The following is a 22,863-nucleotide window of genomic DNA, read 5'->3' as shown; positions in this document are numbered from 1 at the left end:
AGGTGAAGCTTGAAAATTTATAAAGTTGATAAGACCCTCGTTTCAACAAATCGTATTTCGATGATGGAGCATAAGCCTCTGTTAGTTGTGCGAGAAAAGGATGGCGGCACGCCTCAAGTTGCGGTGGATCCGGTAGGGTGTAAACCCGGTGATTGGGTCATATGTTGTGGTAGTTCGGCGGCACGTGATGCAACCGGCGTTAAAGGTTACCCTAGCGATCTCACCATAGTGGGTATTATCGATAAATGGGAAGTACCACAAGATGCAGATACTACAAGTTAAAAAACAGTTGGTTCTGACGAGCCGTTTAGAGGACTTGGGACACCTTCCTTTAAAGGCGCTGAGATCAGAAACGGGTGAATTATTTGTAGCGATGGATCCGGTAGGCACAAAAGATGGTGACTGGGTTTTTACCATCGCTAATTCTGCGGCAAGAGATGCGGCAGGAGATAAAAGATTATTAACAGATTTAACGGTTGGCGGCATCATCGATGGCTGGCAGCCTGAGCAAAAGTAAGTTTTAAATTAAAGTGAGCAACTCGAAGGAGAAAGTTATGAGTGATTACGGTATTGCGCTAGGCATGATTGAAACCCGTGGTTTGGTTCCGGCAATTGAAGCAGCAGATGCAATGACTAAGGCAGCTGAAGTTCGCTTGGTTAGCCGTGAATTTGTTGGTGGTGGTTACGTCACTGTATTGGTTCGTGGTGAAACAGGTGCGGTAAACGCAGCAGTACGTGCCGGTGCAGACGCTTGTGAACGTGTTGGTGACGGTCTGGTAGCAGCGCACATCATTGCTCGCCCACACAAAGAAGTTGAACCCGTTTTAACAATGGAACAGAAATAATTAATTTTCTTTAAAGGAGAAGGTGATGAGTACAGAATATGGAATTGCATTAGGGATGATCGAAACTCGTGGTTTAGTACCTGCAATTGAAGCGGCAGATGCGATGACAAAAGCAGCTGAAGTTCGTTTAGTAAGTCGTGAGTTTGTTGGTGGCGGATACGTTACCGTTTTGGTTCGTGGTGAAACAGGTGCGGTAAACGCAGCGGTTCGTGCCGGTGCAGACGCTTGTGAACGTGTTGGTGACGGTCTGGTTGCAGCGCACATTATTGCTCGCCCACACAAAGAAGTTGAGCCAGTTTTAACAATGGAAAAGAAATAAGACTTTTTCAAAAGGAGAAAAAATCATGAGTACAGAATACGGAATTGCTTTAGGTATGATCGAAACACGCGGTTTGGTTCCAGCGATTGAAGCGGCGGATGCAATGACTAAAGCAGCTGAAGTTCGCTTGGTTAGCCGTGAGTTTGTTGGTGGCGGTTATGTTACCGTTTTGGTTCGTGGTGAAACAGGTGCGGTAAACGCAGCGGTTCGTGCCGGTGCAGACGCTTGTGAACGTGTAGGTGACGGTCTGGTTGCAGCGCACATCATTGCTCGCCCACACAAAGAAGTTGAGCCTGTTTTAGCGCTTGGCAACAGTTCACCTGATAGAAGCTAATCTATTTTAAGGAGGTTATGAATTTTCTAACCTCCAATTTAAGTGTCAGGAGAGGGACATGCGTTATTCATCAAGAATGCCAGGAAGTGTCATGCCAGGTGCGGGTGCTCATCCAAAAATACCTCAAGCTCAAACGTCTGTAGCAAACAGTCAGATTTTGGGGTATTTAGGACGTGCACTTAGCTTGGAATTCACTGCAGGTCAGCATTATCTCGCACAAGCTTCGTTGGCAAAGTTCCGCCAAGAAATTTCGTATGCAGAAGGCTTTGTTACATTAGCGAATGAAGAATTTCAGCATGCAAATTTGATTACCGATCGTATGGTAGCACAAGGTGCTTTGCCGGCAGGTAGTGTGTTAAGACCCGCTGGTAGTGCCAATAATATTGCCGAAGCACTGAAAAGTTGTGAAGAGCGTGAAATTGCGTTGATACAACTTTATACAGAAGCCACTCAATATTGTGCCAATATGGGCGCTCAGGAAGACCATGCTTTGTTCAGCCGATTATTAGAGGAAGAACAATCTCAGTTAACGAGAGTTCAGGCTTGGCTGCAAGACTACTTTCAAATGATGGCAAATACTTATCAACCAGGTAGGAGCTTTTTATGAACGAGAAATGGAAGTTAAAAAAACAACCAGCTAGTTTAGAAGCTCGTTTCGAGTTCAGTTCTTTTGATGATTTAAGAACGTTTTTAGATGAAATGGCTGAACAGGCTGATTTATTGGATCATCATCCAAATATCAGTTTTGGTAGAAGTCATGCTGCAGTGATTATTTATTCCAAAACGGAAGAGCTGAATGACGTTGATTTTGAACTAGTAAAAGGAATCGATGAAGCGTTTTTACGTGTCAGTAATTCTTCACAAGGAGCTTTGGTATGACCACTTCACAAGATTCGAAAAAAACAACAGGCAGCACAGCAAGTAATGCTCAGGCGCAATCGGTGAAGTCAAATGCCCAAAAGGCAACTCAGACTTCAACACCTGCTAAAAAAACGCCTCAGAAACAAGTTTCTGTTAAAAGCGGGCAGCCTGTTAAGCAGAGTGCGTCGGACTCGTCGAATAAAAAGGATAACTCATCGGCATCGCAACATATTGCCGATCAGATTAAGACCTTTTCCCGAAGAAGAGTCTGGCCTGATTAATCGGATAACAATATAAAAAATAAGTCTTAGCCAACTTATCGGGCAGATTAATTCTGCCCTTTTTTTTAGGCAATAATCACACAACTATTCAGCTTGAATGATAGAAAGAGATTTGATCATTATGATTCATTGATTCTAGTCTATTGGTCCAAGTTAATATTTCAATTTCTATTATGTATTAAGTTTGAATAATATGAAAGCTGTCTAACTTTGGGCGCTTTTGAAATGACCAAAGGCACTTGAAGTTAACGAAATAGGTTAAGGTCGTTTTGCTGTTTTGAGAGAGCCACAATTAATTTTTTGTTGATTTCTCATAAGGGTGCACAAATGACGAGGTATAGGTGCTAAAGCGAATTGATGGGTTATTCGACATTGTCGTTAGCATGGGCTTCCTGTTTAAACATAAAAATCGGTATTCCGGTTTATTGATAAATGGAAACAAATGATGCAATGGATTGAAGAAGAGCAAGAAGTTGAAACTTGGACTGTAAACCCAGAGGTGCCAGCGTCTACTTTATCAAAAGAAGACAAAGAGCCAGCAATAGATAGTTCTGCCGAGAAAATGGTGCACATTGTTACGCTTGCTGAACAAGAAAGTGCATTAAGCGAAACGCTTAACCAAATAGGCGTAAGCGGTTATATGCTTTGTGATGTTCGAGTTGATAAGTGTTACAGCCTTGAGGATGAACAGCTAAGAGGGCAAAAAAGCATCATGTTTAGAGTCGTTGTTCCAAAAGATATGTTTGGTTACCTATTAAAACAACTGAATCAATACATAGAGAATGGAAATCAATTAATTGTTATTTCTTCAGATGTAGAAGTAATGATTCCATCTAATCTTGGATAAAAAAGCATGTCATTAATGGTCTTAGCAACAGGAAACCCATACAAGGCAACAGAAATCATTCCGCTATTAAATGAGGCCGGGTTTAAAGTGAAGCTCCAAACAGATTTCTTCCAAGAAGAAGTGGTTGAGGATGGCTTGAGCTTTGTGGAAAACGCTATAAAAAAAGCCCGGTTTGCGAGTGCAAAAACAGGCTTGCCCGCAATTGCTGATGACTCTGGTATAGAGGTGGCAGCTTTGGGAGGGAAGCCCGGAATTTTTTCAGCCCGTTATGATACCGACGCAACTGGAAAAGCGTCTGATGAAAATAACTTACAAAAATTGCTAGAGAATTTAAAAGGATTGCCTTATCCACAGCGTCAGGCGCGTTATTCATGTGCGGTGGTGTATGTTGATCACGCGGAAGATGCGATGCCATTGATTGGCCTTGGGTATTGGAATGGCGAAATCCTTATGGAAAGAAGAACGGGTCAAGGTATTGGGTATGACGATATTATGTGGATTCCCAAATTAGTTAAAACCGTGTCTGAAATTCCGTTTGATCTAAAAAATAAAATCAGTCATCGAGCACAGGCCGTTCAATCTGTGCTGGATCAGTTAAAGCAAAGGAACGAAATATGATTGAGTTGCGGACGTATGTGTTTTTGGATTCTCTCCAACCTCAACTCGCATCCTATATGGGAACCGCGTCAATGGGATTCTTGCCCGTACCCGGAGATTCTTGTTTATGGATAGAAGTAGCGCCAGGTATGGCGGTTCATCGTCTTTCAGACATCGCGCTAAAGGCATCAAATGTGCGCTTGGGTCAACAGATTGTTGAAAGGGCATATGGATCGATGGTTATTCACCACCGTGATCAAAGTGATGTATTAGAGGCTGGAGACAAAATTTTAAACCACCTCAATACGCGCGAATATGATCGACAGCAATGTGTCGTGATGTGGAATGAGATTATTCGAGGCATTACTCCTGATCATGCAACTTTGATTAACCGTGATAACCGAAAAGGGTCAATGATTCTGCCAGGGCAAAGTATGTTCATAATGGAAACGGAACCGGCGGGTTATATTGTTTATGCAGCAAATGAAGCAGAAAAAGCGGCCGATGTCACGTTGGTTGAGGCACGAGCAGTAGGTGCATATGGTCGTTTGTTGATGTGTGGAAATGAAGGCGATATTAATGAAGCAGCAAGAGCTGCCACAGCTGCACTTGGCAAATTGACGTGTCGAAAAGTTTAAAAATATGCTCGTTGTTGCATATTTTTAGTATATTTTATGATTTATAGAACGAATTTTTTATATGGAACCTACCGTGTTTTATTAAGAATTTTCTTTAAGATGCAAGGTTATTAGGTGTTGAAAATGGATGAGACAACCGAAACAAAGCAAAGTAATTTTTTGATCAGGCACGCGACCTTACGTCAAATACAGGTGTTTGAATCCGTTGCACGCAATTTGAGTTTTACGCGAGCAGCAGAAGAGTTGCATTTGACCCAACCGACCGTGTCTGCTCAGGTAAAGAGTTTGGTTGAAGCGATCAATATGCCTTTGTATGAGCAAATTGGTCGTAATATCTATTTGACAGAAGTCGGTGAAGAAGTGGCATCTAGCTGCCGCGAGGTGATTAATCACTTTTCAAATTTAGAAATCTTGTTAGATGATTTCAGAGGGGTAAAAAGAGGTCGCTTAAGGGTTGCTGTCATGACGACTGCAAAATATTTTCTACCTGTCGCCTTGGGAGAGTTTTGTAAAAAGTATCCCGACATTGATTTAGACCTGACGATTAAGAATCGTGAAGCGTTATTGAAGCGCATTTATCAAAACATGGATGATATTTATATCTTGGGGCAAATCCCTCCTAGTAACCTGGAACTGGAAGTTATTCCTTTTGTGCCGAACCCTTTGGTCATGATTGCGAATAAAAACCACCCTCTTGCTGGAAAAAAAGTGACGCTTAAACGCTTATCAAAAGAACCGTTTATCATGCGTGAACAAGGTTCAGGCATCAGGCAGGCCGTAGAAAAATTATTTACTGATAAAGGGTTAAAAGTTAATGAACGGTTAACCATGACCACTAATGAAGCCATAAAGCACTGTGTTGTTGGAGAGCTTGGTGTTGCTTGTGTTTCTAAGCATGCATTGTCTCTTTCAAAGTCAAAGGGCCCGATTGTGGAGTTGGATGTGGAAGGTTTTCCGGTTGAAAAACAGTGGAATATTGTTTACCCCGCTGGAAAAGAACTCTCTTTATTGGCGCAAGAATTCCTTGAGTTTTTACAAGAAAAGGGTACGGAATTTGTTCGCTTATAGTCGGCGGCACTTTCTAAAATAACCGTATTTTAATTCTTAAAGTTATCAGCTCTCAGTCAGAGTTTGACTTGATATTTATTTGTTATTCAAAAAAAATATTTTGTTGATTTTCTTTCAGTTCACCAAGATCGTTGCTTTATAAAAGCTGGCTTGGTGCACTCTTTCTATTATTCCAATCAATATTCAACCTTATCTGATAAATCCCGCATTAAGGTGACTTAAGGTTACGGGTGTCTTCACGAGTGATTTATTTACTTTGCTATATTTTATTTTTTAAATTGAGTTTATTTTCTGACAAATGGCGAGTCCATTTTCGGGTCATTTTATTTAAATTTAGACAATGTTGACTTTCTTAAAGTGCTATCAGATGCCTTTTATTTAAAGGGATCAGCATTTTTTTAAAGGAAATAATTGGATTAAGAAGATTTCTTAACCGTTCTGTTTTCTTTTAGTTATGTCCTAGAGTCTATAGGTCTTATTCGATTTCCCAATTTTTATTTACCCTCCACATCTCCTAATATTTAAAACGCATTCAATCACTTGGATAGTGGCGTACAACAGTCAGAGTGCCAATAGAAAGAATTTGATTAGAAGTTTGCAATGTTTTTAGGAGTTAACGATGAGTATGCAATGGATTGGGTCAGTAATGATGTTGTTTGTACCAGTGAGTTTTTTTATTGGCGCTCTAGCTAACGAAAAACGTGCAAATTGGTCATTGGCTGCCAATATTAGTTTGCTCGGGTTAGCTTTGACCTTGTTTTTGGGGGTTGCCGTTTATTTTGGTTGGGTGACGTTAGCAGGAGCGCATCAGTGGTTTGGTGCTTCTGCAATGAGTTTAGTGATGCTCGGCATGGTGAGTTTTATCGCATTTGTCAATATTCGTTATTCCAGTAGTTATATGTCTGGAAACGTAGAAGAAGAAAAGCGCTACCTTCGATGGTTGCTGGTGACGTTAGGAAGTGTCGCAACCGTGGTTGTCAGTAATCATATGCTCGTACTAATGGTTGCATGGGTGTCAATCAGTTTAAGCCTGCACAGACTGCTTATCTTTTTCCCAAACCGTCAACGTGCGGTGTTAGCCGCGCATAAGAAATTTATTTTTGCCAGAGTGGCTGAAGCCTGTTTATTGGCTGCCATTCTCATTCTTTATTATGAACATGGCACTTGGTTCATTAGTGAAATTTACCGAAATGTGAAAGCATCGGGTGACTTAAGTGGAATCGATCAAGTTGCTGCTGTATTTCTAGCATTAGCCGCATTGGTCAAGTGTGCGCAATTACCATTGCATGGCTGGCTGATTCAGGTAGTCGAAGCCCCAACGCCAGTGTCGGCGTTGTTGCACGCCGGAATTATTAATTTAGGCGGGTATCTAATGATTTTATTCGCCCCATTAATTATGTTGTCTGATATTGCTCAATGGCTGTTGTTGGTCGTCGGAGGAATTACCACTGTGTTGGCTGCGCTCGTCATGATGACCCGTGTTTCCGTAAAGGTTCGTCTGGCTTGGTCCACCATGTCCCAAATGGGGCTAATGCTGGTTGAATGTGCTTTAGGTCTCTTTGAGTTAGCGTTGCTACATTTGGTCGCTCACTCATGTTACAAAGCCTATGCCTTCTTGAACTCTGGTTCAGAGGTGGAATCAAGTATCAAACGACACCTTGCAGCGGCTCAGCCACCAAAGCGTAAGGAATGGTTTATTGCAGGCCTGGCTGCTTTTGTCATGGTGGGCGGGTTGATTTGGTCAGCTGACTTATCGGCACCGTATAGTCCTTGGCTTTTGTTTGCCATTGCAATCACGTTACTGATTGCCGAGAGACGAAGCCGACTGACATCTGCCTCCATTGTCAGCATGGTCGCTTTAGGAGCTGTGCTTTTATTGGTTTACAGCTTACAAAAAAGTGGCGCGAGCTTGATTGTGCCGTCGATGACGACAAGTGTAGGTTGGCAAGGTGACTTATGGATTGGCTTGCTTCTGGTGCTATTTATGGCGGGGTATATTTTATTGCGTTATCACAATGATACGCCTTGGATGATTAAAACCAGAAGAGCTTTCTATGCCGGGTTTTATTTGGATGAATGGGTAACGCGTTTGAATTTGAGAATCTATCCAACGCGTTTACCCGTTAGGTTTAAACCTAAAAAATTACAGATTCCAAAAGAAGAGTCAGTTTAAAGGTAATAAAAAATGCAAAAAGTAACTGAATATATCAAAACCGATCAGGTAACCGCGTTGGTAGCACATTTGTCTGAGAAGCAAAAAGACGAATTGAATAAGGCTTGTAACAAGATTGCCCCGACTTGGTCCTTGGATGAATTGATCGCGGTAAATCCATGGTGGGAAATGCGCGATGAGCATTTCACGAAAGTTTCAGCCAAGTTGACTGCTCTGAGTCAGGCGCATTGTCTGATGTCCAAGTCTTATTTTCAGGAAGTTTGGATGGAGAGTTTACTCCCGCATCATTTGCAGCAGGCATCGGAAGACCTCGGTCAAGAGTATACAGTTGAAAACTTAGAGCGATATCTCCTGGAAGATGACGAACATACGCACTGGCATAACATTAGTGATTTAGTTGACAGTGGGCGTGACCGTAAATACAAGATGGCTTGGCGGGATGAGATTACGCATCAAATTAGCCAGTTTTGTGCGGACTTTTTCCGACATAAAGAAAGTCAGGGCGCTTTTGCTGAAACCTATAAAGGATTATACAAAGAGTGGTTAGAAACCACTCGCCAAGATAAGGGCATTGAAATTTTAATGGCTGAAGATGGTCTAACCGAACAGTTTTTGGATTTACCTGAAACGCCTGAAGACCTTTTGGCTGAAGTATTGGTTGGCTTGAGTGTTGCAGATAACCAGATAGCAGACTATGCCCATGCTTTGTTATTGGATGTTAATGGTTGGGCATCTTGGGTGGCCTATTTACGGTGGCAGGATCGTCTCAGCAATGAAGAAAATGGATTAATGCTGGATTTCTTAGCTATTCGCGTTGCATGGGAATGGGTTCTTTGGCGACACCAAAAAGAAAGTGATCGTGCTGTCTTTAATGAGCTTAAGGTGATGTGGCGTCATCAAATGAATATTTTACCTGAGTTAGCCGAAATTCATGAAGCAGCACAGGCAAAATTGTGGGTTTGGCAACGCGCTTCAGAAATTGCTTATCAATCTAGTTTGCATCAACAACTACAGCATGTCAGCAAAACATCGGATAAGGTTGAACAGCAACCTCCTGTACTGCAAGCCGCTTTTTGTATTGATGTGCGTTCTGAAGTGATTAGGCGTGCTTTGGAATCACAAGATGCTGGGATTGAAACTATCGGGTTTGCCGGTTTTTTTGGGCTTCCGATAGAATATCAACCCGTTGGAACCGATGTGTCTCGTCCGCAGTTGCCAGGGTTATTAAAATCCGGCATCAAAGTCACGCCTATATTGCCTGAGACGGTTAAAAACAATACCAAACACACGCTAAACAAAAAAGCACGTTGGATAGAATGGGGAAATGCGCCACCTGCTACGTTTAGTATGGTTGAAGCAACGGGGCTTATCTATGCCTTTAAACTATTGAGAAATACGTTATTTCCAGAAAATCACCCGAACCCAGTGAATCATTTACCGACAACGGATGAATTCGAGTTAACCCAAGAGGGAGCTCAATTAACGGTTGGGCAAAAAGTGGATTTAGCAGCCGGTATTTTGCATGCGATGGGATTGGATCATGATCTGGCTGAAACCGTCATGTTGGTAGGTCATGGAAGTAGCAGCTGTAACAATCCTCATGCCGCAGGATTAGACTGTGGTGCTTGCGGTGGGCAGACTGGTGAAATCAATGTGCGTGTTTTGGCCTTTTTATTGAATGATATGTCAGTACGTAAAGGGCTAGAACAGAAAGGCATTGAAATTCCTGACCATACACGCTTTATTGCGGTGATGCACAATACGACGACCGATGAATTTACCTGTTTTGGGCCTCAGGGGGTTAATGAAAAAATTAAAAACTGGTTATGGCGCGCAACAGAATTAGCCAGGCAAGAACGTGCAACCCGTTTAGGGTTAAGTCATTTGCAAGGTCAGGATTTGCAGGAATCGGTTCAGCGCCGCGCACAAGATTGGTCTCAAGTTCGCCCGGAATGGGGCTTGTCAAATAATGCTGCTTTTATTGTCGCGCCTCGATACCGAACCAAAGGACTTGATCTGGATGGTCGTGCTTTTTTACATGATTATGATTGGGCGCAAGATGAAGACTTGTCCCTTTTGACGTTGATTATGACGGCACCTATGGTGGTCGCTAACTGGATTAATCTGCAATACTATGCGTCAGTGTGTGATAACCATGTCTATGGCAGTGGTAACAAAGTGTTACATAATGTGGTTGATGGCTGTATTGGCGTGTTTGAAGGCAATGGTGGCGATTTGAGAATCGGATTGCCGATGCAGTCTCTTCATAACGGTGAGAAATGGATGCATGAACCGTTGCGTTTAAGTGTTTATATTGATGCACCGAAAGAAGCGATAGCTAAAGTCGTCGCAGAAAATGAGGTGGTTCGTCAATTAATAGATAACGAATGGCTTTACTGCTTTCAATGGGATCGCAGCGGGACGATTGAACGTTATTTAAATCAAAAATGGTTGTCCAAAAATTAAGGCTATGGTGCTTTTGGACGCATTCTTTTTCGATAAAAAAACCCGCATAACGCGGGCTTTTTAGTTTTTGTATAGAGCTGATTTAATAGCCAATATTTTCATGGTGCGATTGAGGAATGGCTTCTGAGCCAGGCAATAAATACCACATCAAATAGTCCACTACCATCGGAACCAAAACAGTATGTTGATTCTTTCGTTCTTGTAGCGCTTGACGAATCGCTTGCTTCAACTCAGCGCGGTTAGAGGTATCCATAATGATATCGATTTCAGTACCAAACTGATCTAATGCTTCTTCAAAATCGGGAAAGTTTGGAATACCACGATCTTGAGCATCGTCTAGCAGAGGGTTGTCTTGATTGGGTTCGCTGATGCCGATAATTTCGATGTTCTCAGAATTCATCTGGGTAAATTGTTCATAAAACTTCCCACCGATACGTCCTAGGCCAATCATCAGAATGGTGATTTTTCTCATGTTTCATAATCCTCAAAGTTTGTTTGTATTTAAAATACATATTATTTCGTATGATTTAATTCACTGCACAGTATAGGGTAATTGAACAGGCTCTTCCATAGACGCATTATGATTTTGGAATGAAAGTTTTTATGAGGTGACGAGAAATACTTATTTATGCGTTCGTAACAAGGTTGGTGGGTCATGTGGCTCAGGATAAAATATTAATCGCGATTACAGATTGATTCATGTCGTTATCACTCATGCATTAAAATAAAACTTTAATTCCGAGCGTAAAGCGCTCTCCTTTATAAAAGGTTGAACATGACAAAACAAATGTTTGTGTTAGTGCTACTGGCCTGGGTCAGCTTTCCTATCTATGCTTTTACCGAAGCCTGCCAACTGGTGGCGCAAATGGCTGGACCCAGTTACGAAAATAAGCCTAATCGGTTTGGAAGTATGCGTTCCCCAAGCGAAATGCCGAGCGAGTTAGGCGCGCAATTCATTGGTCGCAATGGCGGCTGGTTCATTTATCAAGGAAAAACGGCTTGGTTTGATGTCGATCATTGTGCGCCTATTGTTAGCGCTTCAGTAGAGATGGTGCCGGTTTTACTCAATAAAAAAACCGGTCACAATGCCGTGATTAATGGCATTTTCTTGATTAAAACGTATCGGCAGGAACATATTGATCTCATTGCTGCTCGATACGGGTTTCAAAAAGTGTCACCGTTACCGAACCGGTTTACAGCTGTGTTTGATGTCAAGCCACAAACCTCTTACGACCATTTGATTGAAACATTGGACCTGGATCGGGATATTGAATTTGCCGCGCCTTTATTGAGCGAACCCCGTTACCGCCCTGACAAACGCCCAAAGCCTTAATTATGGTTGAAATTGAGGATAAAAAAATGCCCAGGCCTGGGCATTTTTCAATGTTTAACGATGTATGCGAGTGGTTAAAGAACAAAGACCAATCCACTGATTAATGCGATTACGATAATGCCCGGATTCAGTGCCTTAAATTCTTTTTTAATCAGTTTTAATGCCACATAAACCACAAACCCTGCAGCAACCCCTGTGGTAATGGAATAAGTGAGTGGCATGAGTAACACAATCAAAAAAACCGCGGCATTGGTTGCTAAGTCACTTTCTTTAAACGTGACATTGCCCAGTTCGCTGAACATTAAGATGCCCACGATGACCAAAATTGGGTAAATGGCATTTTGAGGTAACGCTTGGAACAGCGGCAGCATAAACAAAGTGCTGATAAACAAAAGCCCAGTGAAAACCGCCGTTAAACCGGTGCGACCGCCTTGTTCGATCCCCGTTGCTGATTCAATGAATGCCGTTACCGACGTGACACCAACGGTACTGCCGGCAACGGTGGATAGTGCATCCGTTTTCAATGTGTTTTCCAGCGAGTAATCTTTTTTATCCGACGTTTGAAACAATTGCGCACGCATCCCAATCCCTGTGATACTGCCGAGCGTATCGAACATATCTGTAATTAAAAAAATCAATATGACTGGTAACAAAGATAAGGTGAATGCCGAAACAATATCCAGCTGAAAGGCAATTGGCGTAATCGATGCCGGCAGGCTGAAAAAGGATTGGGGCGTGTCAGCAATGCCAAATACCCAGCCGATGATGGCAGTCACAGCAATGGAGAGCACGAAAGCGCCTTTCATTTTATAAGCGTAGGCGATGAGCGCTAGGAAAAAACCAGCGATGCCCAATAACACTTCCGGTGAGGAAAAATCGCCTAAGGTTACAAGCGTGGCATCGCTGTGAGTAATGATGCCAATTTTCTCCAAACCGATAAAGGCAATAAAAGCGCCAATCCCCGCACTAATCGCACGGCGTAAATCAATCGGAATAGAGGACATTATCCAAGATCGGAAAGACGTGAAAGAGAGAATGACAAATAAAACACCGGAGAGAAAAACAACGCCTAAAGCGGTTTGCCAAGGAATCTGCATGCCGAGCACTAAACCGTAGGTAAAGTAGGCGTTTAACCCCATGCCGACGCTCATCGCAATCGGTGTGTTGGACCAAAAGCCATTCAGCAGCGTTGAAAAAATGGTAATCAAGGCGGTTGCGGTAATCACCGCCGCCATCGGCATGCCGGCATCACTGAGAATGAAGCCATTGACCGGTACGATATACAGCATGGTTAAGAAAGTCGTCAAGCCTGCGATAAACTCGGTTTTGACCGTTGTGCCATGTTGCTGTAAGTTAAACATCGCTTGCCTTTCTTACCTGGGGGTTAAGGTTTTTTAAAGAGGAAATAAAGCCCTAACACGGCTATAACACCTTGTAACCAAACTTGTTGCATTAAGTAAGGCACGTGAGTCAGCTCTGGAATGGCGGCGATAACAAACAACAGCACGGCAATGGCGCGATTGCGATCCGCTTTTTGCTGTTTGGCCAATTGTTGCTCTAAGCGGGCAATCTGTTCAGATTGCTGGTCAAAATTAGCATGTGACAGCTTCTGTAAACTGGTGTGCAATAAACCCGGTAAGCTGGGTGCCTGTTCAATCCAGAAGGGCAGATTGGCTTTGGTGTTTTTCACCAGGCTTTTTAGCCCGACGCGTTCTTGCATCCAATCTTCCAAAAAGGGTTTGGCGGTATCCCATAAATCGAGTTCGTCATCCAGTTGGCGTCCAAGCCCTTCAATGTTAAGCAGTGTTTTTTGCAGCAACACCAGCTGTGGTTGAACTTCCATGCCAAAACGACGCGCGGTTTGGAATAAGCGCATCAGGAACAAACCGAACGAAATTTCTTTTAACGGGCGATCCCAAATCGGTTCGCAGACGGAACGAATCGCCGATTCCAATTCGTTGACTCGGGTGTCGGCCGGCACCCAGCCGGATTCAATGTGGAGCTCGGACACACGTAAATAATCACGATTGAAAAAGGCCAGGAAGTTTTCCGCCAGATAGCGTTGGTCTTCTGGGTTAAGGGTGCCCATAATGCCGAAATCAATGGCGGCATAACGTCCATCCGGCAACACAAAAATATTACCCGGGTGCATGTCGGCATGGAAGAAATTGTGTTTGAACACCTGGGTAAAAAAGATGGTGACGCCTTTTGCCGACAGATCCGTCAAATCAATGTTAGCGGCTTTTAATTTATCGACTTCAGAAATACGGATGCCGTAAATACGCTCCATCGTCATCACATTGTCATTGGTGTGAGACCAATAAATATCAGGCACGTATAGTAAGTCAGAATTTTCAAAATTACGGCGCAATTGCGAGGCATTGGAGGCTTCTCGCATCATATCCAGTTCATCGAGAATGGTTTTTTCAAACTCTTCCACCACTTCGGTCGGGTGTAGGCGCTTCGATTCTTTCACTGCTGCTTCGAGTAATTGCGCCAGTGATTTCATGATGGCAACATCTTGCTCAATTACCGGTTTGATGTTAGGACGAACCACTTTGACGACTACTTCTGAACCGTCATAAAGGGTAGCGGCATGAACTTGTGCAATGGAAGCCGAGGCCATTGGTGTGGGGTCAAAGCTGGCATATGCTTCTTCGATAGGGCGTTTCAGGCCTTTTTCGATGATACTGATAGAATGCTGCTCGTCAAACGGTGGACAATCGTCTTGCAGTTTTCGTAATTCAACCGAGATGTCTTCCGGCAGCAAATCCTTTCGCGTGGAAAGCGCCTGGCCCAGTTTGATGAAGATTGGACCAAGTTCTTCCAAAGCTAGCCGAATGCGTTCACCACGGTTGCCTTTGGATTGAAAGCGCCAGTTCCACGGCAACAGCAAGTTGGCAACAATCAGCCATGCATATTTGGTGTCACTGAGGACCAATTTGTCGATTTGATAATGGGTGAGAACGCGATTGATTTTAATGATGCGAGTCAGTTGTCGAAAAGATTTACTAATGATATTCATGTGCTGTCGTCAATTAAGTGGAAGAGGTGTTTTGCAGGCGTTGAATGCGTTCAGCCAGTTGGTCCACCGCTTGGGTGGTTTGCTGTACATTGTGCGCAAATCGGTTGATTTGTGAGTGGGTCGGCAGAACTTCTATTTCAAACTGTAAGTATTCTTTGAGCGTTTCGCCGATTTTCTGTTTGGCTTCCCGCGATGTTTTTTGACCTTGTCGAACCGTAGAGCCGACTTTGAAGGCGATTAAATCGCCGGTTACTTTAGACAGTTGTTCTTCCCAATCGATTTCTAAGGTTTTCACGGCTTCAATAAATGCTTCGGCTACCGTTTCATCGCCGGAAATGTTGTAAGCTGGTTGGTTTTGAATCCAATCGTTACAAGAAAACTTGAGGTGGCAGTCCGGACTGCCCATTAAATGGTTCTGTACACTGAAAATACCGTGACCGTCCGGCTGAATTTGATAAATCAGAAAAAAGGTTTGTGCAAAATCGGTCAACGTTAGTTGAATGACTTTTTCATCACAAGCGGCAAAGGCTTGACCTTGTTGGTCGTCCAGTTGAATCGCTTGATTAAGCAAGGTTTCAAACAGCTTAGATAACGATGTATTAACCAGGCCTGGTGAGTTTTCTGACGTGTCCATACCGATTCCTTTTAGTATTTCCAACCACGATGCAAAGCGACAATCCCTTCAGACATGTTGAGGTACTCGGCTTTATCAAAGCCTGCCTCCAACATCATCTGTTTCAGGGTCTCTTGATCGGGGTGCATGCGAATGGATTCTGCTAAGTATTGATAGCTGTCTTCGTCATCGGCGATGAGTTTGCCCATTTTAGGCAAGATATTGAATGAATAAAAGTCGTACGCCTTGGCTAACAGTGGCTGAGTGACTTTTGAAAATTCTAACACCATCAGTTGTCCACCCGGTTTCAACACGCGATAAATTTCTGCTAGGGCTTTGTCTTTATTGGTGACGTTGCGTAATCCGAAAGAAATGGTGACCAAATCAAAGGTATTGTCGGGATAGGTCAACGCTTCGGCATTGGTAATGGTGTAATTTACATTGCCGATGATGCCTTCATTGGTCAAACGATCTCGCCCGACGCGAACCATACTTTCATTAATGTCTGCCAATACCACACGACCGGTTTTACCGACTCGTTTGGCAAAGGCTTTCGTTAAATCACCCGTGCCACCCGCCAGATCCAATACCACGTTGCCTGGGCGGATGCCGCTGAGTTCAATCGCGTGGCGTTTCCATAAACGATGAATACCGAACGACATGACATCGTTCATAATGTCGTAATTGCCGGCGACCGAATCAAACACCCCTTTGACCTTTTTAACTTTCTCTTCTAGCGGGACTTCGCTGAAACCAAAATCAATGGTTTTTTTGGATTGTGTCTGTTCGGTTGTCATAAAAACGTCCTAGTTGAAATGGATTCACTTAATTTTTAAGCGAAACTACAGTAATTGCGTTAAGTCTGTTGGCTCAATATCCGGGTGTTTATGTCCCGCGAGCTGCAGACGTTTTAAATAGTCTTGCCAATAAGCTGTTTGATGTTTGCCTAGTTTGTATAGCCATTCCCAGGTATAAATACCCGAGTCATGTCCGTCATCAAAATGCAGTTTGATCGCATAGTTGCCGACGGGGGTGATGGCATCAATATTAACGGCACGTTTACCCACCTGCAACACTTCTTGTCCGGGGGTGTGTCCGGTGACTTCAGCTGATTGTGAATAAACTCGTAGGTACTCACAAGGCAATTCAAATGTTTCGCCTGTGTCAAACGTCACCACCAACTGACGTGAGGCTTGTTTGAGCTTGATGTCAGTGGGTTGTGGAGTGGGTGCCATAAATGCCTCTTTACGTTATAGGATGTATTGAGAAAGGTCTTGATCTTGTGATAAATCACCCAGACGGTCATTCACAAAGGCCTCGTCAACCACTACTGTGTCGCTGCCAAAATCCGGCGCATTGAAAGAGACTTCTTCCAGTAAATGTTCCATGACCGTGTGCAGTCTTCTGGCACCGATATTCTCGGTGGTTTCATTCACGTGATAAGCAATTTCAGCCAAACGCTTAATACCCTCTTTGGTAAATTCGACTGAGACGCCTTCTGTTTTCAACAATTCAATCGCTTGTGTGGTTAACGCCGCTTTTGGCTCGGTGAGAATGCGGATAAAATCTTCTACTTTGAGCGACTTAAGCTCTACTCGAATTGGCAAGCGGCCTTGTAATTCTGGAATCAAATCCGACGGTTTGGCTAAGTGGAAAGCCCCCGACGCCACAAACAATATGTGGTCGGTTTTGATGGTGCCATATTTGGTTGCAACGGTAGAGCCTTCAATCAATGGCAGCAGGTCACGTTGAACCCCTTCACGGGACACATCCCCACCAGACGCCTCTTGGCGTTTGGCAACTTTATCGATTTCATCGATAAAGACGATACCATTTTGTTCAACGTTTTCAATCGCTTTATTTTTCAAATCTTCCTGATCAATAATGCGTTGTGCTTCTTCTTCGGTGAGTAATTTCATCGCCTGTTTGATTGGCAGTTTACGTTTGTTCTTTTTGCCTTGGTTCAACCCTTGAAACATGTCTTGAAGCTGGTTGGTCATTTCTTCCATACCCGGCGCACCCATTATTTCGACATTCGGTGGCGCAGCATTCAAGTCAATTTCGATTTCTTTGTCATCTAATTCACCTTCACGCAAACGCTTACGGAATTTCTGGCGGGTTTCAGACATGTGCTCATAGCTATCTTCTTCGCGACCACGCGCAGGCGGTAATAACACATCAAGAATTTTCTCTTCCGCAAGATCTTGGGCTTTGCTTTTAACGCCTGTCATCGCTTGTTCACGCTGCATTTTAATAGCGTTTTCGACTAAGTCTTTAATAATCGAGTCGACTTCTCGGCCAACGTATCCGACTTCGGTGTACTTGGTCGCTTCGACTTTAATAAAGGGGGCATTGGCTAATTTAGCTAAACGTCGCGCAATTTCAGTTTTCCCAACCCCGGTTGGTCCAATCATCAGAATATTTTTCGGGGTGACTTCTTGACGGAGCTCTTCAGGCAGCTGCATTCTGCGCCAACGGTTACGTAAAGCAATGGCAACGGATTTTTTCGCTTCTGCCTGACCAACGATATAGCTATCCAATTCGTGAACAATTTCCTTGGGTGTCATCATTTTAAGCGGGTTTCCTTCAATTCTGAGTTTTTGATTTTGGTGTAATTCGTTTATTATAAAGGAATTACTGTAATGAATGATATAAGGCACAGCAAAACACCATGACAAACTTATTAAAATTTTCCAAAATGCAGGGCTTAGGCAATGACTTTATGGTAATTGACGCCACGCAAGAAACGATTACGCTTTCGACAGAAGAAATTCGTTTTTGGGCGAACCGCTATTTTGGCGTGGGGTTTGATCAGCTGTTGATGGTAGAAAACTCGACACAGGCCGATGTGGATTTTCGCTATCGTATTTTTAATGCCGATGGATCGGAAGTGCAACAGTGCGGCAACGGTGCACGTTGTTTTGCCAAGTTTGTGTATGACAAAGGCTTAACCGATAAAACCGAGATACGAGTGGAAACGGCGTCAGGCATGGTTGTGCTGTACATTACCGAACAAGGTTGGGTGCGCGTGAATATGGGCGCGCCAAATTTTTTACCGCAAGCCTTGCCGTTTGATATGCCGTTGGAATCAGAGCAATATGAACTGGATGTGGACGGAGAGCGTTTTGAAATTGGTGCTGTGTCGATGGGGAATCCGCATGCGGTGTTACGGGTGTCTGATTTAGGTGCGGCGCCCGTCGCCGAAGTAGGCGAGAAAATTGAATCGCACCGCCTGTTTCCAGAAAGAGTGAATGTCGGGTTTGCCGAAACGTTGGATCGTCAACATATCAAGTTACGTGTTTATGAGCGCGGTGCGGCAGAAACCCTAGCCTGCGGTACTGGAGCTTGTGCAGCAATGGTGGTGTTAAGAAACCTCGGAGAGGTGGATGATGTGGTGACGGTTTCGTTGCCTGGTGGTGATTTAGAGATTGAATGGAATGGTGATAAAGAAAGTCCTGTCTGGATGACGGGGCCTGCCGTTCATGTGTTTGATGGGGAAATTGCAAGAGGAGTACCTGCTTAGTGTCCAGCTTGATTAATGATATTCATGCCGAAGATGTGGCGAACTATTTGAACCGAAACCGTGAATTCTTTCATGTATTTCCAAATTTATTGAATGAGTTGAGTATTCCGCATCCGAAAAGTGGCCATGAGGTTTCTTTATTGGAGCGCCAAGTGTTTCAGTTAAGAGAGCAGCGAGACAGTTTACAAGTTGAAGTGGATACGCTGAAAGACATTGCCGGTGAAAACGGTGCCTTGTTGCATAAGGTGTATGATCTCTCTTATGCCTTGCTGGCGGCAGAATCAGACCAGGACGCGGTCAATGTGGTTTATGATGCGATGCACGAGGTGTTTAATGTGGAAGAGGTCACGATCATTTCGTGGGAGGTACCGAAAAAATCAGTCCATGGCGTGAATCAGCTGGGGATTTCCCAAGCCTGGTCAAAAAGCTTAAAAGAAACCTTACAGCCGGGTAAACCGGTTTGTGGCTTATTGGAAGATAGTTGGCAGAAAGGGTTGTTTCATACGGATAAAGCCATGCAGTCCGTTTGCGTGATTCCTTTGGGACAGCAACGCGTGTGGGGTGCTTTGGCACTGGGGGCGACCACGGATCGTTTTAGCCCAGAGTTAGGCACCTACTTTTTAAAAGTGATGGGGCAGATGATCACGGCGCGATTACAACGCCTGTTTTAAAGCTTATAAAAAGACGATCATCTGGTTTCCGAGTTGATTGAACCTAAGCCGTTAAGCGGTGCGACTTTTTCGACGCGTGACCAGCATTGCAAAAGCCGCGCCCGTGATGAACATCAATAAAGAATAAGTCACCGCAGGAATCATCATGGTGCTGTTGCCAATTAAAGTGCCGGCCACCACCAATGCCAAGGTTCCATTCTGAATCCCGACTTCAAACCCGATGGAGGTGGATTGCGCTTCCGACAATTTAGCCCATTTCGCAAGATAGACCCCTAGTATCAAGACCGCAATATTCAAGACCAAAGTCGCCAAACCGGCTTGCATAAAGAAACTCATCATATTGTCGGCATTTTTCAACACAATCAAAACAATGATTAAGAATAAAAAGAAAACCGAGAACACTTTCAGTACGCGTTCAATGTTAGCGGCGATTTGTGACCACTTAGCCAGTACAAACATACCGAGTGCGACCGGAATCACGGTAATGACTAAGAGTTGGAGTATGGTTTTGACAATCGGCAAGCTGAACTCAGTGGCGTTGCCCATGAAATAAGTCATGCTCAAGGCGGTGATGATTGGAATGCTGAAAGGGGAAATTAAACTCACGAGCGCGGTCAAACTGATCGAAAGCGATACGTCTCCTTTAGATAAATAAGTGAACATGTTCGAGGTCGCTCCACCCGGCGCCAACGCAATAATCATTAAACCGACCGCAATTTCGGGTGGTAGCTTGAAAGCCACGGCAATCAAAAAAGCAATTAACGGTAGCAAAAGCATTTGTCCGACCAGACCGATTCCAACTGCTTTGGGAGCAGCCAATACATTTTTGAAATCAACGGGTCTAAGAGATAAGCCCATTCCAAACATAATCAAGAAAAGGGCTAAAGGTAAAATTACCTGGGTCAGTAAGTCAGCAGTCATTATTTTCAAGTCTTAAGGTTATTAAAAAGTGTTCGTATTTTACCGAATTTTTTAATCAAAAAATTGGGTAAAGCTTTCAACCGACTCTCTATCTGTTCGGTATTGGTTGACGGGATGGTTGTTGTCTTCATACCCAATGGCCATACCGCCAAGCAGAATCTTATTGTCAGAAACGTTAAGGGGTTGTCGAACAATCTCTGGGTATTCGCCTAATGCACCTTGTGGGCAAGTGGCAAGCCCTTGTTCCACAGCAAGCAATATAATGTTCTGTAAAAACATGCCATAGTCGAGATAAGAGCCAGTTTCAAGTACGTTATCCATCCAAAAGAAAAGCACGACAGGTGCATCAAACCCTCGGTAATTGGCGGCCCATTGCTGGCGTTGTTTTTCTTTATCTTCGCGATCGATGTTCAGCGCGCCATAAAGTTTTTTCCCGGTCTCGACTCGGCGTTGTTTGTAGGGAGGCACCCAGGTTTTTGGGTAGTATTGATACTGCATTTCTCCGCGCTGACCGGCATTAAACTGTGCCAGCATTTTGGCTTCCAAGGTCTGCTTAGTTTTGCCGGAGACCACGGAAACTTGCCAAGGTTGTGTGTTGACACCGGAGGGTGCTCGACGCGCCAGTTCCAAGATCTGATAAATTTGTTTGTCATTGACCGCTTTGTCTAAAAAGGCACGGGCGGAATGTCGGGCTTTAATGGCTTCAGATACGGTTTGTGTCATAATTTTCTCACGTAGGGGAGTTAAATTTTATTTAAAATAAGGCCTTAACTCATGTCAGAGGTCATCATTTTGAGTGATTATCAACGCTTTATCAAGCAATTAAAGCTGGAAAACAAGTCCGAGCATACGATCTCAAACTATCAGCGAGATTTAATGGGCTTACTGGTGTTTTATTTAGGGGAGTATCTTGAACAGCCATTAGACGAAAAAGCCCTTAAAAGTCACCAGGCCTGGGCGTTTTTAGATCAGTTTGATGACTGGCAGGCCATTCAGCTGCCGGTGTTACAAGCTTTTATCGCGTTTCGGATGCAACAGGGCATTTCCGCCCGCAGTATTGCGCGACAATTGTCGGCCATTCGAGCCTTTTATACTTTCTTAATTGAGCAGGGTCGAGCCACTCATAATCCGGCAAAAGGACTGAAAGCGCCTAAACAACCCAAGCCACTCCCCAAAAGTTTGGATGTGGATTTGACACGACTGATCTTGGAACAGCCGCTTAAAACCTGGCAAGATGTACGGGATCAAGCCATTTTTGAAATTTTGTATTCCGGTGGGTTACGGGTATCAGAATTGGTGGAATTGGATTTGTCTCCGGGGTTGGATGGGGTGGCTTCAGGTTGGGTTCGAGTGCTCGGGAAAGGGCAAAAAGAACGGGATGCGCCTGTTGGAAAACCGGCACAAAAAGCCCTGCATCGTTGGCTTGAAATTCGATCTGACTATGCTAAGCCGGGAGAGCAGGCGGTATTTGTCAACCGGTTTGGCAAGCGATTAGGCGTCAGAAGTATTCAAACACAACTGGATAAAAGAACCTTGCAAGCGGGGCTACCCACCAAAATGTCGCCTCATAGATTGCGGCACGCCTGTGCAACGCATGTGTTAGAATCTAGCGGAGATTTAAGGGCGGTGCAAGAGATGTTAGGCCATGCCAATTTGTCGACCACACAGATCTATACCAAGCTCGATCTGCAGCATTTAGCCACGGTGTATGACAAAGCGCATCCCCGAGCCAAGAAAAAGCCTTAGAAAATCTGAGTACACAGCAATCAATTAGCAAATGGAAAGAGACAACTCATGAGCGAACAAACCTTTCACGGAACCACAATTTTATGCGCCAAACGAAATGGCGAAATGGTCATCGGCGGCGATGGCCAAGTCACGCTGGGGCACGTTGTGATGAAAGGCAATGCCCGCAAAGTCCGCCGACTTTACAACGGAAAAATCATTGCTGGCTTTGCCGGTGCAACCGCCGATGCCTTTACTTTGTTTGAACGTTTCGAAGGCAAGTTGCAAACGCATAACGGTCAGTTGATGCGTGCTGCGGTCGAAATGGCAAAAGATTGGCGTACCGATCGCGCGTTACGTAAATTGGAAGCGATGATGCTGGTAGCCGATGCCGACAATATGTTATTGATTTCGGGCACGGGCGATGTCATTGAACCAGCACATGATTTTATTTCGATTGGTTCCGGTGGCAGTTATGCCCACTCAGCGGCGCAAGCCTTGATGGACAATACCGACTTATCAGCCAAAGACGTGGTGGAAAAAGCATTGAATATTGCTGCTGATTTATGTATCTACACCAATCATAATTTAACGATTGAAAGCTTGAAGAAAGAGGATTAAGT

28 protein-coding genes are annotated in these 22,863 nt (G+C 44.0%); 19 read left to right on the top strand and 9 right to left on the bottom strand.

Going from position 1 to position 22,863, the window contains the following annotated elements; translation table 11 throughout:
- Positions 1-9 precede the first annotated feature (9 nt).
- The 14 genes from P8629_RS03225 (at position 10) to P8629_RS03160 (ending at position 10,429) form a co-directional block, all read left to right on the top strand.
- Entirely contained in the window at positions 10-282 is a 273-nt protein-coding gene (locus tag P8629_RS03225) for a carboxysome peptide A (RefSeq protein ID WP_135795532.1), read from the top strand.
- Positions 263-517 (top strand): carboxysome peptide B, encoded by a 255-nt coding sequence (locus P8629_RS03220; RefSeq protein ID WP_278164397.1) that lies wholly within the window; start codon positions 263-265, stop codon positions 515-517. The genes P8629_RS03225 and P8629_RS03220 overlap by 20 nt, the downstream gene beginning before the upstream one ends.
- 37 nt (positions 518-554) lie before the next feature.
- Entirely contained in the window at positions 555-845 is a 291-nt protein-coding gene (locus P8629_RS03215; protein WP_011370267.1) for a BMC domain-containing protein, read from the top strand.
- Positions 846-870: 25 nt separating this feature from the next.
- A complete protein-coding gene (locus P8629_RS03210; protein ID WP_011370268.1) occupies positions 871-1,164 on the top strand; it encodes a BMC domain-containing protein in 294 nt (97 codons plus the stop codon).
- 25 nt (positions 1,165-1,189) lie between these two features.
- Positions 1,190-1,498: a BMC domain-containing protein gene (locus P8629_RS03205; protein ID WP_011370269.1), complete on the top strand. Its 309-nt coding sequence runs from the start codon at positions 1,190-1,192 to the stop codon at positions 1,496-1,498.
- A 58-nt stretch (positions 1,499-1,556) separates the two neighbouring features.
- On the top strand, positions 1,557-2,105 hold the full coding sequence (locus tag P8629_RS03200) for a ferritin-like domain-containing protein (RefSeq protein WP_278164393.1): 549 nt from the start codon (positions 1,557-1,559) through the stop codon (positions 2,103-2,105).
- Positions 2,102-2,377, top strand: a complete 276-nt coding sequence (locus P8629_RS03195) for a 4a-hydroxytetrahydrobiopterin dehydratase (protein WP_278164391.1) — start codon at positions 2,102-2,104, stop codon at positions 2,375-2,377. Before P8629_RS03200 ends, P8629_RS03195 begins: the two co-directional genes overlap by 4 nt.
- A complete protein-coding gene (locus tag P8629_RS03190; RefSeq protein ID WP_278164389.1) occupies positions 2,374-2,640 on the top strand; it encodes a hypothetical protein in 267 nt (88 codons plus the stop codon). Before P8629_RS03195 ends, P8629_RS03190 begins: the two co-directional genes overlap by 4 nt.
- 445 nt (positions 2,641-3,085) lie before the next feature.
- Positions 3,086-3,487: a hypothetical protein gene (locus P8629_RS03185; protein ID WP_278164387.1), complete on the top strand. Its 402-nt coding sequence runs from the start codon at positions 3,086-3,088 to the stop codon at positions 3,485-3,487.
- A gap of 6 nt (positions 3,488-3,493) precedes the next feature.
- Complete coding sequence (gene rdgB, locus P8629_RS03180) at positions 3,494-4,105, top strand: RdgB/HAM1 family non-canonical purine NTP pyrophosphatase (RefSeq protein WP_278164385.1); 612 nt, start codon at positions 3,494-3,496, stop codon at positions 4,103-4,105.
- Positions 4,102-4,722, top strand: coding sequence for a BMC domain-containing protein (locus tag P8629_RS03175; RefSeq protein WP_278164383.1), 621 nt, complete (start codon positions 4,102-4,104; stop codon positions 4,720-4,722). The genes rdgB and P8629_RS03175 overlap by 4 nt, the downstream gene beginning before the upstream one ends.
- A 123-nt stretch (positions 4,723-4,845) precedes the next feature.
- Positions 4,846-5,790 carry a LysR family transcriptional regulator gene (locus P8629_RS03170; protein WP_278164381.1) on the top strand — a complete coding sequence of 315 codons (945 nt, stop codon included), beginning with the start codon at positions 4,846-4,848 and terminating at the stop codon, positions 5,788-5,790.
- A 619-nt stretch (positions 5,791-6,409) separates the two neighbouring features.
- On the top strand, positions 6,410-7,963 hold the full coding sequence (locus tag P8629_RS03165; RefSeq protein ID WP_278164379.1) for an NADH-quinone oxidoreductase subunit L: 1,554 nt from the start codon (positions 6,410-6,412) through the stop codon (positions 7,961-7,963).
- Positions 7,964-7,975: 12 nt separating this feature from the next.
- Positions 7,976-10,429, top strand: coding sequence for a YbcC family protein (locus tag P8629_RS03160; protein WP_278164376.1), 2,454 nt, complete (start codon positions 7,976-7,978; stop codon positions 10,427-10,429).
- Positions 10,430-10,511: 82 nt separating this feature from the next.
- On the opposite strand, the gene P8629_RS03155 is transcribed toward P8629_RS03160, so the two are convergent.
- Complete coding sequence (locus tag P8629_RS03155) at positions 10,512-10,901, bottom strand: Gfo/Idh/MocA family oxidoreductase (protein WP_278164374.1); 390 nt, start codon at positions 10,899-10,901, stop codon at positions 10,512-10,514.
- A 303-nt stretch (positions 10,902-11,204) separates the two neighbouring features.
- On the opposite strand from P8629_RS03155, the gene P8629_RS03150 reads away from it, so the two are divergent.
- Entirely contained in the window at positions 11,205-11,762 is a 558-nt protein-coding gene (locus tag P8629_RS03150) for a hypothetical protein (RefSeq protein WP_278164372.1), read from the top strand.
- A 74-nt stretch (positions 11,763-11,836) separates the two neighbouring features.
- Here the strand turns inward: P8629_RS03150 and P8629_RS03145 are convergent, their stop codons facing one another.
- The 6 genes from P8629_RS03145 to hslU are packed head-to-tail and all read right to left on the bottom strand — an operon-like array spanning position 11,837 to position 17,970.
- The gene (locus tag P8629_RS03145; RefSeq protein WP_278164370.1) at positions 11,837-13,123 is read right to left on the bottom strand and encodes an NCS2 family permease; all 1,287 of its coding nucleotides are present in this window, start codon (positions 13,121-13,123) and stop codon (positions 11,837-11,839) included.
- Between the two features lie 23 nt (positions 13,124-13,146).
- Complete coding sequence (gene ubiB, locus P8629_RS03140) at positions 13,147-14,787, bottom strand: ubiquinone biosynthesis regulatory protein kinase UbiB (RefSeq protein WP_278164368.1); 1,641 nt, start codon at positions 14,785-14,787, stop codon at positions 13,147-13,149.
- Between the two features lie 13 nt (positions 14,788-14,800).
- The gene (locus tag P8629_RS03135) at positions 14,801-15,421 is read right to left on the bottom strand and encodes a ubiquinone biosynthesis accessory factor UbiJ (RefSeq protein ID WP_278164366.1); all 621 of its coding nucleotides are present in this window, start codon (positions 15,419-15,421) and stop codon (positions 14,801-14,803) included.
- An 11-nt stretch (positions 15,422-15,432) separates the two neighbouring features.
- Complete coding sequence (ubiE, locus tag P8629_RS03130) at positions 15,433-16,197, bottom strand: bifunctional demethylmenaquinone methyltransferase/2-methoxy-6-polyprenyl-1,4-benzoquinol methylase UbiE (protein ID WP_278164364.1); 765 nt, start codon at positions 16,195-16,197, stop codon at positions 15,433-15,435.
- Positions 16,198-16,242: 45 nt separating this feature from the next.
- On the bottom strand, positions 16,243-16,635 hold the full coding sequence (locus P8629_RS03125; RefSeq protein WP_278164362.1) for a DUF971 domain-containing protein: 393 nt from the start codon (positions 16,633-16,635) through the stop codon (positions 16,243-16,245).
- A gap of 15 nt (positions 16,636-16,650) precedes the next feature.
- Positions 16,651-17,970 (bottom strand): ATP-dependent protease ATPase subunit HslU, encoded by a 1,320-nt coding sequence (gene hslU / locus P8629_RS03120; RefSeq protein ID WP_278164360.1) that lies wholly within the window; start codon positions 17,968-17,970, stop codon positions 16,651-16,653.
- A 101-nt stretch (positions 17,971-18,071) separates the two neighbouring features.
- Here hslU and dapF point away from each other — a divergent pair, with 101 nt between their 5' ends.
- Positions 18,072-18,923 carry a diaminopimelate epimerase gene (gene dapF, locus P8629_RS03115; protein WP_278164359.1) on the top strand — a complete coding sequence of 284 codons (852 nt, stop codon included), beginning with the start codon at positions 18,072-18,074 and terminating at the stop codon, positions 18,921-18,923.
- Complete coding sequence (locus P8629_RS03110; protein ID WP_278164357.1) at positions 18,923-19,594, top strand: DUF484 family protein; 672 nt, start codon at positions 18,923-18,925, stop codon at positions 19,592-19,594. The genes dapF and P8629_RS03110 overlap by 1 nt, the downstream gene beginning before the upstream one ends.
- 51 nt (positions 19,595-19,645) lie before the next feature.
- Here P8629_RS03110 and P8629_RS03105 read toward each other — a convergent pair whose 3' ends face one another.
- Positions 19,646-20,515, bottom strand: a complete 870-nt coding sequence (locus P8629_RS03105; protein ID WP_278164355.1) for a bile acid:sodium symporter family protein — start codon at positions 20,513-20,515, stop codon at positions 19,646-19,648.
- 51 nt (positions 20,516-20,566) lie between these two features.
- Positions 20,567-21,238, bottom strand: a complete 672-nt coding sequence (locus tag P8629_RS03100) for a nitroreductase (protein WP_278164353.1) — start codon at positions 21,236-21,238, stop codon at positions 20,567-20,569.
- 51 nt (positions 21,239-21,289) lie between these two features.
- Here P8629_RS03100 and P8629_RS03095 point away from each other — a divergent pair, with 51 nt between their 5' ends.
- Both P8629_RS03095 and hslV read left to right on the top strand, forming a co-directional pair.
- Positions 21,290-22,261, top strand: a complete 972-nt coding sequence (locus P8629_RS03095) for a tyrosine recombinase XerC (protein WP_278164351.1) — start codon at positions 21,290-21,292, stop codon at positions 22,259-22,261.
- A 48-nt stretch (positions 22,262-22,309) separates the two neighbouring features.
- Complete coding sequence (gene hslV, locus P8629_RS03090) at positions 22,310-22,861, top strand: ATP-dependent protease subunit HslV (RefSeq protein ID WP_278164349.1); 552 nt, start codon at positions 22,310-22,312, stop codon at positions 22,859-22,861.
- Positions 22,862-22,863 lie beyond the last annotated feature (2 nt).

The sequence above is a fragment of the Hydrogenovibrio sp. 3SP14C1 genome (assembly GCF_029625905.1).
In the GTDB taxonomy this organism is placed as follows: Bacteria; Pseudomonadota; Gammaproteobacteria; order Thiomicrospirales; family Thiomicrospiraceae; genus Hydrogenovibrio.
This window is presented reverse-complemented; position numbering and strand designations above follow the sequence as displayed.

What these genes read in the sequence shown, in the direction of transcription:
- P8629_RS03220 (WP_278164397.1), top strand. Translation starts at nt 263, where the DNA reads ATGCAGATACTACAAGTTAAAAAACAGTTGGTTCTGACGAGCCGTTTA.
- P8629_RS03215 (WP_011370267.1), top strand. Translation starts at nt 555, where the DNA reads ATGAGTGATTACGGTATTGCGCTAGGCATGATTGAAACCCGTGGTTTG.
- P8629_RS03210 (WP_011370268.1), top strand. Translation starts at nt 871, where the DNA reads ATGAGTACAGAATATGGAATTGCATTAGGGATGATCGAAACTCGTGGT.
- P8629_RS03205 (WP_011370269.1), top strand. Translation starts at nt 1,190, where the DNA reads ATGAGTACAGAATACGGAATTGCTTTAGGTATGATCGAAACACGCGGT.
- P8629_RS03200 (WP_278164393.1), top strand. Translation starts at nt 1,557, where the DNA reads ATGCGTTATTCATCAAGAATGCCAGGAAGTGTCATGCCAGGTGCGGGT.
- P8629_RS03195 (WP_278164391.1), top strand. Translation starts at nt 2,102, where the DNA reads ATGAACGAGAAATGGAAGTTAAAAAAACAACCAGCTAGTTTAGAAGCT.
- P8629_RS03190 (WP_278164389.1), top strand. Translation starts at nt 2,374, where the DNA reads ATGACCACTTCACAAGATTCGAAAAAAACAACAGGCAGCACAGCAAGT.
- P8629_RS03185 (WP_278164387.1), top strand. Translation starts at nt 3,086, where the DNA reads ATGCAATGGATTGAAGAAGAGCAAGAAGTTGAAACTTGGACTGTAAAC.
- rdgB (WP_278164385.1), top strand. Translation starts at nt 3,494, where the DNA reads ATGTCATTAATGGTCTTAGCAACAGGAAACCCATACAAGGCAACAGAA.
- P8629_RS03175 (WP_278164383.1), top strand. Translation starts at nt 4,102, where the DNA reads ATGATTGAGTTGCGGACGTATGTGTTTTTGGATTCTCTCCAACCTCAA.
- P8629_RS03170 (WP_278164381.1), top strand. Translation starts at nt 4,846, where the DNA reads ATGGATGAGACAACCGAAACAAAGCAAAGTAATTTTTTGATCAGGCAC.
- P8629_RS03165 (WP_278164379.1), top strand. Translation starts at nt 6,410, where the DNA reads ATGAGTATGCAATGGATTGGGTCAGTAATGATGTTGTTTGTACCAGTG.
- P8629_RS03160 (WP_278164376.1), top strand. Translation starts at nt 7,976, where the DNA reads ATGCAAAAAGTAACTGAATATATCAAAACCGATCAGGTAACCGCGTTG.
- P8629_RS03155 (WP_278164374.1), bottom strand. Translation starts at nt 10,901, where the DNA reads ATGAGAAAAATCACCATTCTGATGATTGGCCTAGGACGTATCGGTGGG.
- P8629_RS03150 (WP_278164372.1), top strand. Translation starts at nt 11,205, where the DNA reads ATGACAAAACAAATGTTTGTGTTAGTGCTACTGGCCTGGGTCAGCTTT.
- P8629_RS03145 (WP_278164370.1), bottom strand. Translation starts at nt 13,123, where the DNA reads ATGTTTAACTTACAGCAACATGGCACAACGGTCAAAACCGAGTTTATC.
- ubiB (WP_278164368.1), bottom strand. Translation starts at nt 14,787, where the DNA reads ATGAATATCATTAGTAAATCTTTTCGACAACTGACTCGCATCATTAAA.
- P8629_RS03135 (WP_278164366.1), bottom strand. Translation starts at nt 15,421, where the DNA reads ATGGACACGTCAGAAAACTCACCAGGCCTGGTTAATACATCGTTATCT.
- ubiE (WP_278164364.1), bottom strand. Translation starts at nt 16,197, where the DNA reads ATGACAACCGAACAGACACAATCCAAAAAAACCATTGATTTTGGTTTC.
- P8629_RS03125 (WP_278164362.1), bottom strand. Translation starts at nt 16,635, where the DNA reads ATGGCACCCACTCCACAACCCACTGACATCAAGCTCAAACAAGCCTCA.
- hslU (WP_278164360.1), bottom strand. Translation starts at nt 17,970, where the DNA reads ATGATGACACCCAAGGAAATTGTTCACGAATTGGATAGCTATATCGTT.
- dapF (WP_278164359.1), top strand. Translation starts at nt 18,072, where the DNA reads ATGACAAACTTATTAAAATTTTCCAAAATGCAGGGCTTAGGCAATGAC.
- P8629_RS03105 (WP_278164355.1), bottom strand. Translation starts at nt 20,515, where the DNA reads ATGACTGCTGACTTACTGACCCAGGTAATTTTACCTTTAGCCCTTTTC.
- P8629_RS03100 (WP_278164353.1), bottom strand. Translation starts at nt 21,238, where the DNA reads ATGACACAAACCGTATCTGAAGCCATTAAAGCCCGACATTCCGCCCGT.
- P8629_RS03095 (WP_278164351.1), top strand. Translation starts at nt 21,290, where the DNA reads ATGTCAGAGGTCATCATTTTGAGTGATTATCAACGCTTTATCAAGCAA.
- hslV (WP_278164349.1), top strand. Translation starts at nt 22,310, where the DNA reads ATGAGCGAACAAACCTTTCACGGAACCACAATTTTATGCGCCAAACGA.